The organism is Cupriavidus sp. KK10 (assembly GCF_018223725.1).
GTDB classification, from domain to species: Bacteria; Pseudomonadota; Gammaproteobacteria; order Burkholderiales; family Burkholderiaceae; genus Cupriavidus; species Cupriavidus necator.
Genome location: NZ_CP073677.1, coordinates 733,326 through 749,712, shown reverse-complemented (window position 1 = coordinate 749,712; position 16,387 = coordinate 733,326). Strand labels below are relative to the sequence as shown.

Genomic DNA, 16,387 nt, shown 5'->3' with positions numbered 1-16,387 from the left:
ACAAGTGAGGATAGTGCAATTTCGGTCACCTTGCCGAACACCATGCGCACTAGCCTGCCCCCGGATCGACTTTGCACGAACTTTGGGCATGCGGCGGCTGTCCCTCATGAATCCCTTCGCTTTCCGATTCCTGTCGCTGAAACAGTGCCATCGACTATTCCAGATCACACTTATCCCGGCGCCTCCGCGGCACCGGTCCCGCACGCCACCGCTGCCACGCGCGTGCCGGCGGCCCAGTCCCCGTCAGTCGCGCGGCTCGACAGCATCCAGGCCCTGCGCGGGCTGGCCGCCGCGTTCGTGGTGGTCTACCACTCCGGCCTGGCGCTGGGCGGCGCCGATGCGCCGGCGCTCAGTTGGCTGACCGACAACGTGATCAAGCGCGGCCATGTCGGCGTGGACGTGTTCTTTGTCATCAGCGGCTTCATCATCGCCTGGGTCGCGGTGCTGGCCCGGCCCCAGCCCGAACGCCCGCTCAGCTTCATGATCCGGCGCTGCTGCCGGCTGGCACCGCCGTACTGGACCATGTCGGCCATCCATGCACTGCTGCTCAATCCGGTCACACCAGCGGTGTTCGCGGCGTCGCTGGCATTCCTGCCGACTGCCACCGGCCACGCGCCGTACTACGGCTATCCGGCGCTGTACGTGGGCTGGTCGCTCAACTATGAGCTGGCGTTCTACGCCGCCTTCGCGCTGGGCCTGCTGCTGGCCGGGCGGCGCGCGCTGCTGGTGGTGCTGGCGGCCTTTGCGTTGACCACGCTGGTGCTGCCGTGGTGGCGCTTCGGCGCGCTGGCGGCCGATCCCGCGCAGGGCTACCCGTTCGCCACGCCGTGGCTGGCCATGGCCAGCAATCCACTGGTGCTGGAATTCCTGCTGGGTTGCGGGCTGGCGTGGGCCTACGCGCGCTGGCGCCACCTGCTGACGCCGGCCATGGCGGTGGGCATGCTGGCAACCGGTTGCGCCGCGTTCGCGCTGTCGCTGCCGCTGGTCGGGCCCGACTTCAGCCTGGCCGGGCGCGGGCTGCCCGCGGCGCTGCTGCTGGCCGGCGCCGTGGCGGCCGAGCACACCGGCGTGCTGCGCGTGCCGCGCGCGCTGGTCTGGCTGGGCGAGCTGTCGTATGCGCTCTACCTGACGCACCCCACCGTGATCGAGGGCGTCAAGCGCCTGATGCCTGAACTGGCGCCCGACCAGACTGCGCTGCAGCTGCTGCGCTTTGCCATCGATGCCGGCCTGGCGCTGGCGCTGGCCCTGCTGCTGCACCGCTGGGTCGAGCTGCCCGGCATCGCCGCCGGCCGGCGGCTGGCGCGGCGCTGACGCGCGCGCTCAGCGCTGCGGCATGCCGGTCAGGAACAGATAGAGCGCGGTCAGGTCGGTATCGTTCATGCGTCCGAACGAATCGAACGGCATCACGCGGCTCACTGCGCTGCCATCGGGCCGCTTGCCGCTGCGCATCATCGCGATAAAGGCCGAAGCCTGGCCGTAGCGCGACATGGCGCCGCCCGGCACGGGGCGCAGGTCCGCCGCGGGCGGCCAGTCGGGCGGCCCGCCCGGGATCTTGCCGCCGCGGAAGTCCGGCCCGTGACACCCCAGGCAGGCATTGGCGACGTAGCCGCCATAGCTGGCCGTGGGCGCCGGCACCATTGCAGGCTGCACCGGCAAGCTGTGGTCGATCTTGGCGGCCGCGTCCTGCACGATGCCCACACCGTACAACGCCCGCACCAGCCATGGCATGCGGATCTCCGCGGGCGCCCCCATCGCCGGCGGCAGGCTGCGCAGGTAGCCCACCAGCGCGCCCAGGTCCTCGTCGCTCAGGCGGTTGTAATCCTCGCTGGGCATGATCAGCAGCGGCCGGTGCGAGGGCGCCACGCCATGGCGGATGCTCCGCACCCAGTCAACCGGCTGGTAGGCGGCAATGGCCGGATTGGCTTGCGTCAGGTCCGGCGCGCGCACGCGCAGGCCGCCGGGATCGTCGATCACCTGCTTGCCGCCGGCGCCGGCGCCGTGGCACTCCATGCAGCCGCGCGATTCGAACAGGTACTTGCCGTGGGCAATGCCGGCAGCGTCTTCACGGATGGCGATGGGTGAAACCTTGACCGCGACAATGCGCGCCGCCTTGCGCTCGCCAACCCATACCGCGGCATAGGCCGCCACGGCCACGACAACAACCGTGCCGGCCAGCCCCCATGCCGCCACCCGCAGAAATCGCGCCATTTGCTCTCCCCTGTCCGCCGCACTGGATGCAGCAGCTTGCGGCCAGTGGGCGGGGGGCTGTCGGTGGGGCAGGCCACATAGCGGCGGCGCGCGCCCCGGTCAGGCCAGCCCGGCCGGGGCCCGGTCGATGAAGCCGGTCATGCGCGCGAGCCGGCCATCGGCGGAAATCGTGGCGAAGTCGGTGCCGACCACCAGCGCCGGCTCTCCCGCCGGGCCCAGTTCCCAGGTAAAGCGCAGGTTTTCGCCGTGCGCATCGACCGGGCTCACGCGGGTAAAGCGGAACCCGGGGAATTTCCCCTGTACCGCGGCGATCATCGCGTCAATGCCCGCATGGCCGTCGCCGCGCATCAGCGGATCGACATAGCTTGCCGATTCCGTCCACGCCAGCGCGACCAGCTCGCGCCGGCGCGCGGCGTCGGTCTCGTTCCAGGCGGCGAGGTAGCGGTCGGCAAGGGCGGCGGGATCGGCAGTGACTTGGGCTTGAATGGCGGCAGACATGGCGTACTCCTGGTCTTGGTTGGGAATCCGAGAAGGGCCTGGGGTCAGGCCATGTCTGCATGATGGGCGCGGCGGGGCCGCGGCGCGATTACCGGGGAGGTTATCGGCGGGGTTATCGGGGCTGTGCTGGAACTGCCGCCCCTAAGCAGGCGAAGGGTGCCTCCTAATCGCTTGCACGCGGTGGAGGCGTTTTGCTCAGTTGCAGCAAAGCTCGAAGCCGAGCTTTCGGAATAGCTGCTGCGAGACATCGTTGCCTGGGGAAATCCTGGCCCGGCAAATGGAAAAACCCTCAAGCGCCAGCGCTCGGATGCAGCAACGAAGGAAGCCGTTGGCAGGAACGGCCCGTAACGATTGCTGGCGATAGACGAGAGTTTGCGGGCCCATATCTCCAACGGCGCGCGATCTACCGTACCTGCAAAGGCCGAATAAGCCAGCGGGGCGAGCTGCTCCAGGTCATGGCTGACGAAACCTCGTATTGGAAGATCGCAAGATCCAGGATCGAGCCTGGCGCAAGCGCGTTCCCAAAGAGGTTCTGCGGACTTGTCTGTTGATTGAATGCTGGCACGCATGGCCGTTTGTCCTTCCCTCATCGAGTAGCCCGCACTGCCTCTTGCGTCGTACAGCTGCCAGGCTCCGCTTCCACCTCCTACCAAAAAATCGCCCCAAACACCAGTGGCAACAAGGCCCCGAACCTGCCCGCTGTCCTGCCGATGGCCGGCCCGCCATCCCCCCTACAGTGCCCTCTACGCTGGGCGGCAGTCCGTCCGCGCTTCCGGGGCCGTGCCGCCCCGGGCGCGCCGGGCAAGCCGCCTCCTTCCCACCCAGACGCACCGCCTTTTTTGCATCGTTCTCGTCCATGACGCCCGACACGGCCCCGCCGAGCCACCAGGCCGCTCCAGGCCCTTCCGCCCCGCAGCGCCGCTGGCTGCCCTTGCTGCTGGCCGGCGCCGGCTATTTCGTGCTGGCGGCGGCTGCGCTGTGGCTGGCGCGGCTGCCCGGTACCGTGGCGGCGGTGTGGCTGCCCAACGCCTTCGGGCTGGGCCTGCTGCTGCACCGGCCGCGCGCGGAGGGGCCGTGGCTGCTGGCGGGCATGATGGGCGCCAGCGTGCTGGCTAACCACGCGGCCGGCGACAGCGTCGCCACCGCGCTGATGCTGACCGGCGCCAACCTAGCTGAGATGCTGTTCGCGCTCGGACTGCTGCGCCTGCTGGACCGGCATGCCGCCCTGGGGCGCCACGGTCCGCTGGCCGCGTTCGCGGTGATGCTGGCGGTGGGCGGCATCCTGGCGCCGGCACTGGGGGCCACTGCCGGCGCCATGGCCATCGCCACGACCCATGGCACCAGCTTCGCCTCGGTCTGGTGGACGTGGTGGCAGGCCGACGCGCTCGGCATGGCGCTGTTGCTGCCGATGATGTTGTCGATGACGGCGGTGCGCGTGCGCGCTGCCATCGCGCGGCCGCTGCTGGCGCCGCAGGCGGGCGCGCTGGCGCTGTGCCTGGCCATCGGCGCCTTCGCGCAGTGGCAGGGCCATGACCCGTTTGCCGCGATGTCGCTGCCGCTGGTGCTGGTGGCACTGGCCGGCAATCCGTTTGCCACCGCGCTGCTGACGCTGGTTGCCACGCTCTGCCTGCAGGCGCTGATGCTGCTTGCGCACCGCCATGAAGCGGTGCCGCTGTCGGCGGCGGTGATCATGGTGTTCCCGGTCTGCATCGCCTACCTGACCGAGCAGAACCGGCATGGCCGCGCCAGCCTGCGCAGCAGCGACAAGCGCTTTCGCCAGGCCATGGAGCATTCGGCCATCGGCATGGCGCTGGTCAGCATGGACGGCCGCTGGCAGACGGTGAACCGTGCCATGACCGAGCTGCTGGGCTACGGCGCGGCCGAGCTGCGCGAGCTGAGCTACCAGCAGCTGACCCATCCCGACGACCTGACCGGCGACCTGCTCCAGGTCGACAACCTGCTGTCCGGCAAGATCGAGTCCTACCGCCTGGAAAAGCGCTACCGCCACAAGGACGGCCATTACCGCTGGGTGCTGCTGGCGGTATCGCTGGTGCGCGACGAACAGACCGGCGAGCCGCAGCACTTCATCACCCAGGTGGAAGACGTCCACGCGCGCAAGCTGGCGCAGCAAGAGCTGGAACGGCTGTCGCGCCGCATCCAGCTGGCGGCTGAAGCCGGCGGCGTGGGCATCTGGGAGTGGGACTTCACCAGCACCGGCATCACCTGGGACGCGCGCATGCACGCGCTGCACGGCACCGACCCCGCGGGCGGCACGCCAGTGGTGGAGCAATGGATCGCGATGCTGCATCCGGACGACGTCAGCCGCGTCAGCGGCGAGATGCGCCAGGCCATCCGCGGCGAGGCGCGGTTCGATACCGAATACCGCATCGCGCGTCCCGACGGCAATGTGCGCCACGTGCGCGCGATGGCCATGGTCACGCGCACCGACGATGGTACCGCGCAGGCCCTGGTCGGCACCAACTGGGACATCACCGAGCAGTGGCGCCTGACCGAGGCGCTGTTCGAAGAGAAGGAACGCCTGCACATCACGCTGCGTTCGATCGGCGATGCGGTGATCTGCACCGATGCGGCCATGCGCGTGACCTTCATGAACCCGATTGCCGAACAGCTGACCGGCTGGACCATGGCCAGCGCCAACGGCCTGCCGCTGGCGCGGGTCTTCCGCATCGTCGACGAAGCCACCGGCGACCCCATTCCCAGCCCGGTCGAAGCCTGCCTGCGCACGCTCGCGCCCGCCTACCTGCAGGTCGGCGCCGTGCTGCAGAGCCTGACCGGCGAGCGCCACGACGTGCAGGACTCGGCCGCGCCCGTGCTGACCGCGCGCGGCGAGGTGCTGGGCGCGGTGCTGGTGTTCCAGGACATCACCACCGCGCGCGCGCTGCAGCGCGAGCTGGCGCGTTCGGCCATGCACGATGCGCTGACCGGGCTGCCCAACCGCACCTGGTTCGAGAAGCGCCTGCGCGAAGCCTGCGACGCGGCGCGGCTGCACGGCCACCGCGCCGCGCTGTGCTTTATCGACCTGGACCGCTTCAAGATCGTCAACGACACCGCCGGCCACGGCGCCGGCGACGTCCTGCTGCGCGAACTGGGCTACATGATCCGCAACCACGTGCGCCCCGACGACGTGCTGGCACGCCTCGGCGGCGACGAGTTCGCGCTGCTGCTCAAGGACTGCACCGTCGACCAAGCCGAGCAGGTCTGCCAGGGCGTGATCGATGCCATCCGCGGCCGCCGCTTCCCGTGGGAAGGACGCGTGTACGACGTGGGCGCCAGCATCGGCATCGCCGCCATCGACCTGGACGTGCCTCCGGTCAGCGAACTGATGAGCCGTGCCGACGTGGCCTGCTACGCCGCCAAGGCCGCCGGCCGCAGCCGCGTCTCGGTCTACCGCCGCGACGAGAGCGATGCCCGCCGCCACCACCGCGAACTGGAAGTCGCCGCCGGCATCCATTCGGCGCTTGAAGCCAACCGCTTCCGCCTGTTCGCGCAGGAGATCCGCGCACTGCAGCCCGAGCAGAACGAAGACGGCGCCGAACACCGCCATATCGAGATCCTGGTGCGCATGGTCGATGAGCACGGCGAGCTGATCATGCCCGGCGCCTTCATTCCCGCCGCCGAGCGCTACGACCTGATGGGCCACGTCGACCGCTGGGTCATCCGCAACGTGCTGCGCGGCTACGGCGAACGCCTGGGCGCCGTGCCCGGGCTGTCGGTATCGATCAACCTGTCGGCCAACTCGCTCGGCGAGCCCTTCCTGCTGCCCTTCCTGCATGCGGAGCTGGAGGCCAGCGCCCTGCCCGCCAGTCGCATCCGGCTGGAGATCACGGAAACCGCGCTGATCAACAACATGGCCGCGGCCAACCGGCTGGTGGCGGAGATGCGGCGCGCCGGCTGCACCGTGTCGCTGGACGACTTTGGCTCGGGCCTGTCATCGTTCGCCTACCTGAAGCAGTTCCCGGTGGACTTCCTGAAGATTGACGGCAGCTTTATCCGGCAACTAGCCGACAACGCGGTCGACCGCGAGATCGTCAGTTCGATCAACGACATCGGGCACCGGCTGGGGGTGCGCACGGTGGCGGAGTGGGTGGAGGATGAACGCACCCTCGACGCGCTGCGCGCGATCGGGGTGGACTATGCACAGGGGTATGTGATCGGGCGGCCGGTGGCGCTGGACGTGTTCCTGGCCGGATGCCAGCAGCGCGACGCGCAGGCATCGTAGCCAGGGTGCCGGGCCATGATAAATTCGGCGCCTGTCGCATGGCCGAATGGCCAAACCCAAGGGGAACCCGTTGTCGCTCGTGTCCGACTCTATGCCGGCGCCGCTCTATGCGCGCGTCAAGCAGCACATCAGCAGCAGGATCGCTGACGGCAGCTGGCCGCCGCATCACCGCGTGCCGTCCGAGACCGAACTGGTCGAGTCTCTGGGCGTGAGCCGCATGACCGTGCATCGCGCGCTGCGCGAGCTGACCGCGGAAGGCATGCTGGTGCGGCTGCAGGGCGTCGGCACCTTCGTCGCCGAACCCAAGCGGCGGACCGCGCTGTATGCGGTCAACAATATTGCCGAAGACATCGCTTCACGCGGACACCGGCATCACGCGCAGGTCATCAGCCTGGAGGCGGAACGCGCCGGCCCGGCACAGGCCGCAGCACTGGAGGTGGCGCTGGAGGAACGGGTCTTCCATTCCGTGATCGTGCATTACGAGGACGATGTGGCGATCCAGCTTGAGGACCGCTATGTCAATGCCGCGGTGGCGCCGGACTACCTGACGCAGGACTTCACCAGCGAAACGCCCTACCAATACCTGTCCCGCATCGCGCCGCTGACCGAAGGCGAGCATGTGGTCGAGGCCGTGCTGGCGCTGCCGGAAGAGTGCGGGCTGCTGGCCATCCAGCGCGGCGAGCCGTGCCTGCTGATCCGGCGCCGCACCTGGTCCGCGGGCCGGGTGGTGACGTCGGTGCGGCTGGTGCATCCCGGCTCGCTGCATCGCCTGGAAGGCCGGTTCACGTCCTAGGCCCGGAGTTGGCCGCCCGCGAGGGCACAAGGGACTCCGACATCATTTGTGATTAAAGCGCCGCGCTGACGCTGGTCGTTCTACGGGATTACCCCGATTTATACGTACTTGTATATACAGGAATATACATGCCTATGCGTCGCTCGAAAAAGCGAGCGTTCCAGACCAGCACGACCGAAGGAGTTCCCGTGACCAAGACCACCACCACCACGCGTTTCCGCGACACCGAAATCCGCGCCCCCCGCGGCACCACGCTGACGGCCAAGAGCTGGCTCACGGAAGCCCCGCTGCGCATGCTGATGAACAACCTCGACCCCGAGGTGGCGGAGAACCCGAAGGAACTGGTGGTCTATGGCGGCATCGGCCGCGCCGCCCGGAACTGGGAATGCTATGACCGCATCGTCGAGGCCCTGACTCGCCTGGAAGACGACCAGACCCTGCTGGTGCAGTCGGGCAAACCCGTGGGCGTGTTCCGCACCCATCGCGACGCGCCGCGCGTGCTGATCGCCAACTCCAACCTGGTGCCGCACTGGGCCAACTGGGAACACTTCAACGAACTCGACGCCAAGGGCCTGGCCATGTACGGCCAGATGACCGCCGGCAGCTGGATCTATATCGGCAGCCAGGGCATCGTGCAGGGCACCTATGAGACCTTCGTCGAAGCCGGCCGCCAGCACTTCGGCGGCGACCTGAAGGGCCGCTGGGTGCTGACCGCTGGCCTCGGCGGCATGGGCGGCGCGCAGCCGCTGGCCGCGACGCTGGCCGGCGCCTGTTCGCTGAACATCGAATGCCAGCAGAGCCGCATCGACTTCCGCCTGAAGACCCGCTATGTCGACGAGCAGGCCACGGACCTGGATGACGCGCTGGCCCGCATCGACCGCTATACCTCGCAAGGCAAGGCCATCTCGATCGCGCTGTGCGCCAACGCCGCCGAGGTGCTGCCCGAGCTGGTGCGCCGCGGCGTGCGCCCGGACATGGTCACCGACCAGACCAGCGCGCATGACCCGCTCAACGGCTACCTGCCGGCCGGCTGGAGCTGGGACGAATACCGCGAACGCGCGCAGCGCGAGCCGGCGGTGGTGGTCAAGGCCGCCAAGGCCTCGATGGCCGCGCATGTGCGCGCCATGCTGGCGTTCCAGCAGATGGGCGTGCCGACCTTCGACTACGGCAACAATATCCGCCAGATGGCCAAGGAAGAAGGCGTGGCCAACGCCTTCGACTTCCCCGGCTTCGTGCCCGCCTATATCCGTCCGCTGTTCTGCCGCGGCATCGGGCCGTTCCGCTGGGCCGCGCTGTCGGGCGACCCGCAGGACATCTACAAGACCGACGCCAAGGTCAAGGAACTGATCCCCGATGACGAGCACCTGCACCGCTGGCTCGACATGGCGCGCGAGCGCATCAGCTTCCAGGGCCTGCCGGCGCGGATCTGCTGGGTGGGCCTGGGCCTGCGCGCCAAGCTTGGCCTGGCCTTCAACGAGATGGTGCGCAGCGGCGAGCTGTCGGCGCCGGTCGTGATCGGCCGCGACCACCTGGACTCGGGCTCGGTCGCCAGCCCCAACCGCGAGACCGAAGCCATGCAGGACGGCTCGGATGCGGTGTCGGACTGGCCGCTGCTGAACGCGCTGCTCAACACCGCCAGCGGCGCCACCTGGGTCTCGCTGCACCACGGCGGCGGCGTGGGCATGGGCTTCTCGCAGCATTCCGGCGTGGTGATCGTGTGCGACGGCACCGATGAAGCCGCCGCCCGCATCGCCCGCGTGCTGCACAACGACCCCGCCACCGGCGTGATGCGCCATGCCGACGCCGGCTACCAGATCGCCGTCGACTGCGCGCGCGAGCAGGGCCTGGACCTGCCGATGCTGAACCACGCATCGCGCGACTAACCCCGCGGCCAGCAAGAGCCGTTCTGCCGCCGGGGCCGCCACGTGCGCCCCGGCCGGCGCCTTATCGTTTTACGGAGACACCCATGTCCATCGACACCACCGCCGGCGTGGCGGTCGCTGCGCCCCAGGCGCAGCTGTCACGCACGCGCGCCATTGCCGCCATCACCATCGGCAATGGCCTGGAGTTCTACGATTTCGTCGTCTACAGCTTCTTTGCCACGCTGATCGGCCGGCTCTACTTCCCGGTCGACAACCCTACCGGGCAACTGCTGATGTCGTTCGCCACCTTTGGCGTCGGCTTCCTGATGCGCCCGCTGGGCGGCCTGCTGATCGGCATGTACGCCGACCGCGCCGGGCGCAAGCCGGCGGTGGCGCTGACGCTGTGGCTGATGGGGCTGAGCTCGCTGATCTTCGTGGTGACGCCGCCGTACGCCCAGATCGGCATCCTGGCGCCGGTGCTGGTGGTGGTGGCGCGGCTGGTGCAGGGCTTTGCCATCGGCGGCGAGATGGGCGCATCGACCGCGCTGCTGCTGGAATACGCCGATGACCGCACGCGCGGCTTCTATACCGCATGGCAGCCGTTCAGCCAGGGCCTGGCGGCGCTGCTGGGCGCGATCACCGGCCTGGTGCTGAGCAACGTGCTGGCGCCGTCAGACCTGGAAGCCTGGGGCTGGCGCCTCGCCTTCATGATCGGCATCCTGGTGATCCCGGTCGGGCTGGTGATTCGCCGCCGGCTGGAAGAAACCGCCACGCCCGTGCGCCATGGCGAGCACGCCGCGCAATGGCCGCTGCTGCGCCGCCATGGCCGCGAGGTCATCGCCAGCATCCTGCTGATGATCGGCCTGGCTTCGTCGACCTATATCGTCGTGTACTACCTCAGCAACTACGCGGTCAGCGTGCTGAAGATGCCGCTGTCGCTGGGTATCTGGGCCGCGTGCGTGGCAGCGCTGGTGCAGGTGGCGCTGTCGCCGTTCGCGGGCTGGCTGGCTGACCGCATCGGCCGCAAGACCGTGGTGCTGTGGTCGCGCGTGACGTTGCTGGCAATGGTCTACCCGGCCTTCGTGCTGATCAACGCCGAGCCGTCGCTCACGCGCCTGCTGGTGGTGGTGGGCTGCCTGTCGGTGCCGATGTCGATGACCGCGCCGGCCTCGATGGTGCTGGTCAGCGAAGTGCTGCCGCAGCGGCTGCGCGCCACCGGGCTGTCGATCGCCTATTGCGTGGCGATCGCGATCTTCGGCGGCTTTGCGCAGTATTTTTCGACCCGGCTGATCCAGGTCACCGGTAATGTCAATGCGCCCGCGCTGTACGTGATCGGCTGCGGCCTGGTGTCGCTGATCGGCCTGGCGATGGTGCCGGAAACGTTGGGACGGCGGCTGAAATGAGTTCCCTGGCGCCGGCGCAGACCGCTCGCGCAGGGTGCGCCAACGCCACCCAAGCTTGTCTGGGCCTTGCTCTCCCTGTCCCGCGTGCGGGAGCGGGGAGCCTGCTGCCAGCCCCTTAAAACCGGGGGTTAACACCTACAACGCCGTTCGGATTCCCGAACGGCGTTGTCGCATTCCGGTCCGGATTCCCGAACCGTGCGCCGGAATCACATCCTTTTTCCCTTTGTATTCAATAAGTTGTGCAACGCCTGCAGCCCCTTCGGCCTGGCACGGCGCGTGCAATATAGGCCGCCGCCCACAGCGCCAGACGGGTATGCCGGCACGCCGCCCGGCGTCCCGGCCGATGCCAAAAACAAAGGAGGACACACATGACCGACCCCGCCTTGCCCACCCCCTTCGCCATCCCGGCGAGCCCCCGGCACCTGTTGCCGCGCTGAACCACGACAAGGCCGGCCCGGCGCCCCGACATCGCCGCCCAGCCTTCCCGCAATACACAGACGCCCGTCCCTGCCACAGGAGACGGACGCAGAGGCCTGATCCACGATGAAACTGAATCGACTGCCCACCCTGATCTTCATTGCGATGCTGCTAGGCGTGCTGGTCGGCACCGCCGCGCACAACATGGCGCCGGACGCCGCCACCGCCAAATCGATTGCGGACCACCTGTCCATCCTGACCGATGTATTCCTGCGGATGATCAAGATGATCATCGGCCCGCTGGTGTTCGCCACGCTGGTGGCCGGCATCGCCAGCATGGGCGATGGCCGCGCCGTGGGCCGCATCGGCCTGAAGGCGATGATGTGGTTCGTTGGCGCCTCGATCACCTCGCTGCTGCTGGGCCTGGTGATGGCCAACCTGCTGGAGCCCGGCCACGGCATGAACCTGCCGCTGCCGCCGGCTGACGCCGCCTCGAACCTGAAGACCGGCGCGCTGAACCTGCGCGACTTCATCGCCCACATGTTCCCCAAGAGCTTTGTCGAGGCCATGGCGAACAACGAGATCCTGCAGATCGTGGTGTTCTCGCTGTTCTTCGGCTTTGCGCTGGGCACGGTCAAGGACGGCGTGGGTAAGCCCGTGCTGCAAGGCATCGAAGGCCTCGCCACGGTGATGCTGAAGGTCACCAACTACGTGATGGCATTTGCCCCGGTGGGCGTGTTCGGCGCGATCGCCGCGGTGATCACCGCGCAGGGCCTGGGCGTGCTGGTGGTGTACGCCAAGCTGCTGGGCAGCCTGTACCTGGCGCTGGCGCTGCTGTGGGTGGCGCTGATCGCCGGCGGCTACTTCTTCCTGGGCCGCGACGTGTTCCGCCTGCTCAAGATGATGCGCGCGCCGCTGATGATCGGCTTCGCCACCGCCAGCAGCGAATCGGCCTACCCGAAGGTGATCGACCAGCTGACCCACTTCGGCGTCAAGGAGCGCATCACCAACTTCGTGCTGCCGCTGGGCTACTCGTTCAACCTGGATGGCTCGATCATGTACACCTCGTTTGCCGCGCTGTTCGTGGCGCAGGTGTACGGCATCCAGCTGTCGCTGACCCAGCAGATCACCATGCTGCTGGTCCTGCTTGTCACCAGCAAGGGCATCGCGGGCGTGCCGCGCGCCTCGCTGGTGGTGGTCGCCGCCGTGCTGCCGATGTTCGGCCTGCCGGAGGCCGGCATCCTGCTGGTGCTGGGCATCGACCACGTACTCGACATGGGTCGCACCGTGACCAATGTGCTCGGCAATGCGATTGCCACCGCCGTCGTCGCCAAAAGCGAAGGCGCCATCGGCGCGCCGGTACCGTCCGAGGAGGATGAACCCGCCGCGGATACCACCACCGGCCTGGCACCTGCCCAGGTCCTCGCGGGCAAGTAATACCGTCCGCCAGGCGTGCCAGGGCCCGGTTGCCGATACGGCAACCGGGCCTTTTTGCATTCTGGCGCGGCACTGCCCCCCTGGTGTGGTAAAAGTAGGCACCCGCGCCGGCCCCCGCCCGTCCTGCCCGCGCGGCGGCTTTGCCACCTGCCTCACCCAACACCTGATGACCGGTCCGCTACACCCTCCCGGCGATACCACCCGCGCCACCGCACCTGCGTCCGCCGCACCCGCCGGCTCGCGCCTGCCCCACGGCCTGCGCGGCCTTGCGCCGCTGCTCGCACTGCTGGCGCTGACCGTGCTGGTGGGCCTGGCCGGCTCGCTCGGCTACCGCTACAGCTACGACACCGCGCTGGCGCGCCAGGCCGAACGCGGCCAGGTGCAGTTGCGGCTGTACACGCAGGCACTGGAAAGCGAGCTGGCCCACTACGACTACGTGCCCGGCCTGCTGTCGCTGGACGAGCGCATCGCCGCGCTGCTGCTGCGCCCGGACGACGCCGCCCGCGCGGCACGCGCCAATGACTACCTGAGCGCCCTCAATACCCGCGCCGGCACGCGCGTGATCTATGTGCTGGATGCGCACGGCAAGGTGCTGGCCAGCAGCAACTGGCAGCGCCCGGACAGCTACCTGGGCGAAGCGCTGAGTTTCCGCCCGTACTTCCAGTCAGCCATGGACGGCCAGCTGGGCCGCTTCTACGGCGTGGGCACCACCCGCAGCGAATCGGGCTACTACCTGTCGGCCCCGCTGGGCGAGCGCGACAACCCGGTCGGCGTGGCGGTGGTCAAGATCGGCCTGGAGCCACTGGAGAACCGCTGGCAGGGTGCCGACAGCCAGATGCTGCTGACCGACGAGAACGGCGTGGTGATCCTGGCCTCGGACCCGTCGTGGAAGCTGGCCGCGCTGCGCCCCCTGTCACCCGAGGCGCGCGAGCGGCTCACGCGCAGCCTGCAGTACAACCGCGCCCCGCTGCCGCAACTGCCGCTGACCCTGGTGCGCAAGCTGAACAACGGCAACGGCGGCAGCAGCGACGAACTGGTGCGCCTGCACCGCGGCCCGCCGATGCTGGCGCAGCATGCCGCGCTGCCCGGCACCGACTGGCAGCTCACGCTGCTGACCAATACCTCGCAGGCGCGCGTGGCCGCGCTCAACACGGCGGCGCTGGCCGGCGTGCTGAGCGCCTTCGTGCTGCTGCTGGGGGCGGCGTGGAACGTGCGCCGGCGCATCGTCAACGAGCGCCTGGCGGCGCGCGCCGCGCTGGAGGCGGCCAACAGCGAGCTGGAGCGCAAGGTGGCCGATCGCACCGCCGACCTGTCCACCTCCAACCAGCGCCTGCAGGCCGAGGTAGCCGAACGCATCCGTGCCGAGACCGTGCTGCGCCAGGCCCAGGACGGGCTGCTGCAGGCAGGCAAGCTGGCCGCCGTAGGCCAGATGTCGACCGGCATCGCGCATGAACTGAACCAGCCGCTGGCGGCGCTGCGCACCATCTCCGGCAACACCGGCAAGTTCCTCGAGCGCGGCGACTACGCCACCGTGCGCACCAACCTCGACACCATCATCGGGCTGGTCGAGCGCATGGGCCGCATCACCGGCGCGCTCAAGTCGTTTGCACGCAAGTCCGGCAACGGCCGCCGCCAGGCCAGGCTGGCCGAAGCGGTGGACAACGCGCTGTTCCTGCTGCAGACACGCGTGGACGCGGTCCAGCCCGCGCTCCAGCGCGATATCGATCCGACGCTGGCGGTGGTGTGCGATCCCAACCGCCTGGAACAGGTGCTGGTGAACCTGCTCGGCAACGCGCTCGATGCCGTCGCCGGCCAGTCCGCGCCGCGCATTGCGCTGCACGCGCACGTGGCGGGCGCCATGGTCCACCTGACCGTGCGCGACAACGGCGCCGGCTTGTCCGAGGAAGCCTTCGCACGGCTGTTCGAGCCATTCTTCACCACCAAGCCCGCCGGGCAAGGCCTGGGGCTCGGCCTCACGCTGTCGGCCGGCATCCTCAATGAAAACGGCGGCAGCCTGTCCGCCGCCAACCACCCGGACGGCGGCGCCTGCTTCACGCTGGTGCTGCCGCTGGCACGGCACGACGCCAACCCACAGGATGCAAAGCATGCCGGCTGACCTGACCGTACTGATCGTCGAGGACGATGCCGATGTGCGCCTGGGCTGCGAGCAGGCGCTGCGCCTGGAGGGCATCGCCACGCGCGGCGTGGGCAGCGCTGAGGCCGCGCTGCGCGAGGCCGGACCGGGCTATGCGGGCGTGGTCGTCAGCGACATTCGCCTGCCGGGCCAGGACGGCATGGCGCTGCTCGCGCAACTGCGCGAGCGCGACCCGGCCCTGCCGGTGATCATGATCACCGGCCACGGCGACGTGGGGCTGGCGGTGCAGGCGATGAAGCAAGGCGCCTACGACTTCCTGGAAAAGCCGTTCTCGCCCGAGCAACTGGTAGACGCCACGCGCCGCGCGCTGGAGCAGCGCCGGCTGGCGCTGGAAGTGTCAGAACTGCGAGAACGGCTGGCGGGACGCCAGAAGCTGGAAGCCCACCTGATCGGCCATTCGCCCACGGTCGAGCGGCTGCGCCGCCTGATCGCCGACCTGGCCGGCACCGACGCCAATGTGCTGATCCACGGCGAGACCGGCACCGGCAAGGAGCTGGTGGCGCGCTGCCTGCATGAGGCCAGCCAGCGCCACGCGCGCAACTTTGTTGCCATCAACTGCGGGGGCCTGCCAGAGCAGTTGTTCGAGAGCGAGATCTTCGGCCATGAAGCCGGCTCGTTCACCGGTGCCGCGCGCCGCCGCATCGGCAAGATCGAGCACGCCGAAGGCGGCACGCTGTTTCTCGACGAGATCGAGAGCATGCCGATGCCGCTGCAGATCAAGCTGCTGCGGGTGCTGCAGGAACGCGTGGTGGAACGGCTTGGCTCCAACCTGCCGGTGCCGGTCAACACGCGCGTGGTGGCCGCCACCAAGGCCGACCTGCGCGCGCTCTCCGATGCCGGCCAGTTCCGCGCTGACCTGTACTACCGCCTGAACGTGATCACGCTGGAGCTGCCGCCGCTGCGCGAGCGGCGCGAAGACGTGCCGGCATTGTTCGAACATTTCGTCGCGCAGGCCGCGTTGCGCTTCAGCCGCGAGGCTGTTCCCGCCACCCCGGCCGAGCTGGCCGCGCTGGTAGCCTACCCATGGCCCGGCAATGTGCGCGAGCTGCGCAACCTGGCCGAGCGCCACGTGCTGGGGCTGGGCTGCATCCCCGGCCACGGCACCACCGCGCCAGAAGCCCTGCCGCTGGCGCAGGCAGTCGAGCAATTCGAGCGCGCACTGATTGCCGATGCCATGCGCCGCCACGACGGCAACCTGAGCCGCGCCAGCGAAGCCCTGGGCGTGGCCAAGACCACGCTGTTCGACAAGGTGCGCAAGCACGGGCTGTGAAGTGCCGCGGTGAAGCGCGGACCGTGAACCGAGGGCAGCAGCGCGGGCCATGCCACGCGATCTGTCACGTCACGACAGGACTCTGAAGCGGCCGCTGTATTCAG

At 69.0% G+C, this 16,387-nt stretch carries 11 protein-coding genes; 8 read left to right on the top strand and 3 right to left on the bottom strand.

Annotated elements, in window-relative coordinates:
- The first annotated feature begins 222 nt into the window (after positions 1-222).
- On the top strand, positions 223-1,311 hold the full coding sequence (locus tag KB879_RS03720) for an acyltransferase (protein ID WP_211982112.1): 1,089 nt from the start codon (positions 223-225) through the stop codon (positions 1,309-1,311).
- A 9-nt stretch (positions 1,312-1,320) separates the two neighbouring features.
- On the opposite strand, the gene KB879_RS03715 is transcribed toward KB879_RS03720, so the two are convergent.
- From KB879_RS03715 to KB879_RS03705, 3 genes are all read right to left on the bottom strand, one after another.
- Positions 1,321-2,208, bottom strand: a complete 888-nt coding sequence (locus KB879_RS03715; RefSeq protein ID WP_013955744.1) for a c-type cytochrome — start codon at positions 2,206-2,208, stop codon at positions 1,321-1,323.
- A 99-nt stretch (positions 2,209-2,307) separates the two neighbouring features.
- A complete protein-coding gene (locus KB879_RS03710) occupies positions 2,308-2,706 on the bottom strand; it encodes a nuclear transport factor 2 family protein (protein WP_211980782.1) in 399 nt (132 codons plus the stop codon).
- A 44-nt stretch (positions 2,707-2,750) separates the two neighbouring features.
- Positions 2,751-3,275 carry a hypothetical protein gene (locus KB879_RS03705; protein ID WP_211980781.1) on the bottom strand — a complete coding sequence of 175 codons (525 nt, stop codon included), beginning with the start codon at positions 3,273-3,275 and terminating at the stop codon, positions 2,751-2,753.
- 287 nt (positions 3,276-3,562) lie between these two features.
- On the opposite strand from KB879_RS03705, the gene KB879_RS03700 reads away from it, so the two are divergent.
- The 7 genes from KB879_RS03700 to KB879_RS03670 all read left to right on the top strand — a co-directional run bounded on the left by KB879_RS03700 (position 3,563) and on the right by KB879_RS03670 (position 16,283).
- A complete protein-coding gene (locus KB879_RS03700) occupies positions 3,563-6,946 on the top strand; it encodes a diguanylate cyclase (RefSeq protein WP_211980780.1) in 3,384 nt (1,127 codons plus the stop codon).
- Between the two features lie 46 nt (positions 6,947-6,992).
- The gene (hutC, locus tag KB879_RS03695; protein WP_211980779.1) at positions 6,993-7,739 is read left to right on the top strand and encodes a histidine utilization repressor; all 747 of its coding nucleotides are present in this window, start codon (positions 6,993-6,995) and stop codon (positions 7,737-7,739) included.
- Positions 7,740-7,927: 188 nt separating this feature from the next.
- Positions 7,928-9,622 (top strand): urocanate hydratase, encoded by a 1,695-nt coding sequence (gene hutU, locus KB879_RS03690; protein ID WP_211980778.1) that lies wholly within the window; start codon positions 7,928-7,930, stop codon positions 9,620-9,622.
- Between the two features lie 83 nt (positions 9,623-9,705).
- On the top strand, positions 9,706-11,004 hold the full coding sequence (locus tag KB879_RS03685; protein ID WP_211980777.1) for an MFS transporter: 1,299 nt from the start codon (positions 9,706-9,708) through the stop codon (positions 11,002-11,004).
- 543 nt (positions 11,005-11,547) lie between these two features.
- Positions 11,548-12,858: a dicarboxylate/amino acid:cation symporter gene (locus KB879_RS03680; RefSeq protein ID WP_211980776.1), complete on the top strand. Its 1,311-nt coding sequence runs from the start codon at positions 11,548-11,550 to the stop codon at positions 12,856-12,858.
- Between the two features lie 166 nt (positions 12,859-13,024).
- Positions 13,025-14,974 (top strand): ATP-binding protein, encoded by a 1,950-nt coding sequence (locus KB879_RS03675; RefSeq protein ID WP_211980775.1) that lies wholly within the window; start codon positions 13,025-13,027, stop codon positions 14,972-14,974.
- Positions 14,964-16,283 (top strand): sigma-54 dependent transcriptional regulator, encoded by a 1,320-nt coding sequence (locus KB879_RS03670; RefSeq protein ID WP_211980774.1) that lies wholly within the window; start codon positions 14,964-14,966, stop codon positions 16,281-16,283. The genes KB879_RS03675 and KB879_RS03670 overlap by 11 nt, the downstream gene beginning before the upstream one ends.
- Positions 16,284-16,387 lie beyond the last annotated feature (104 nt).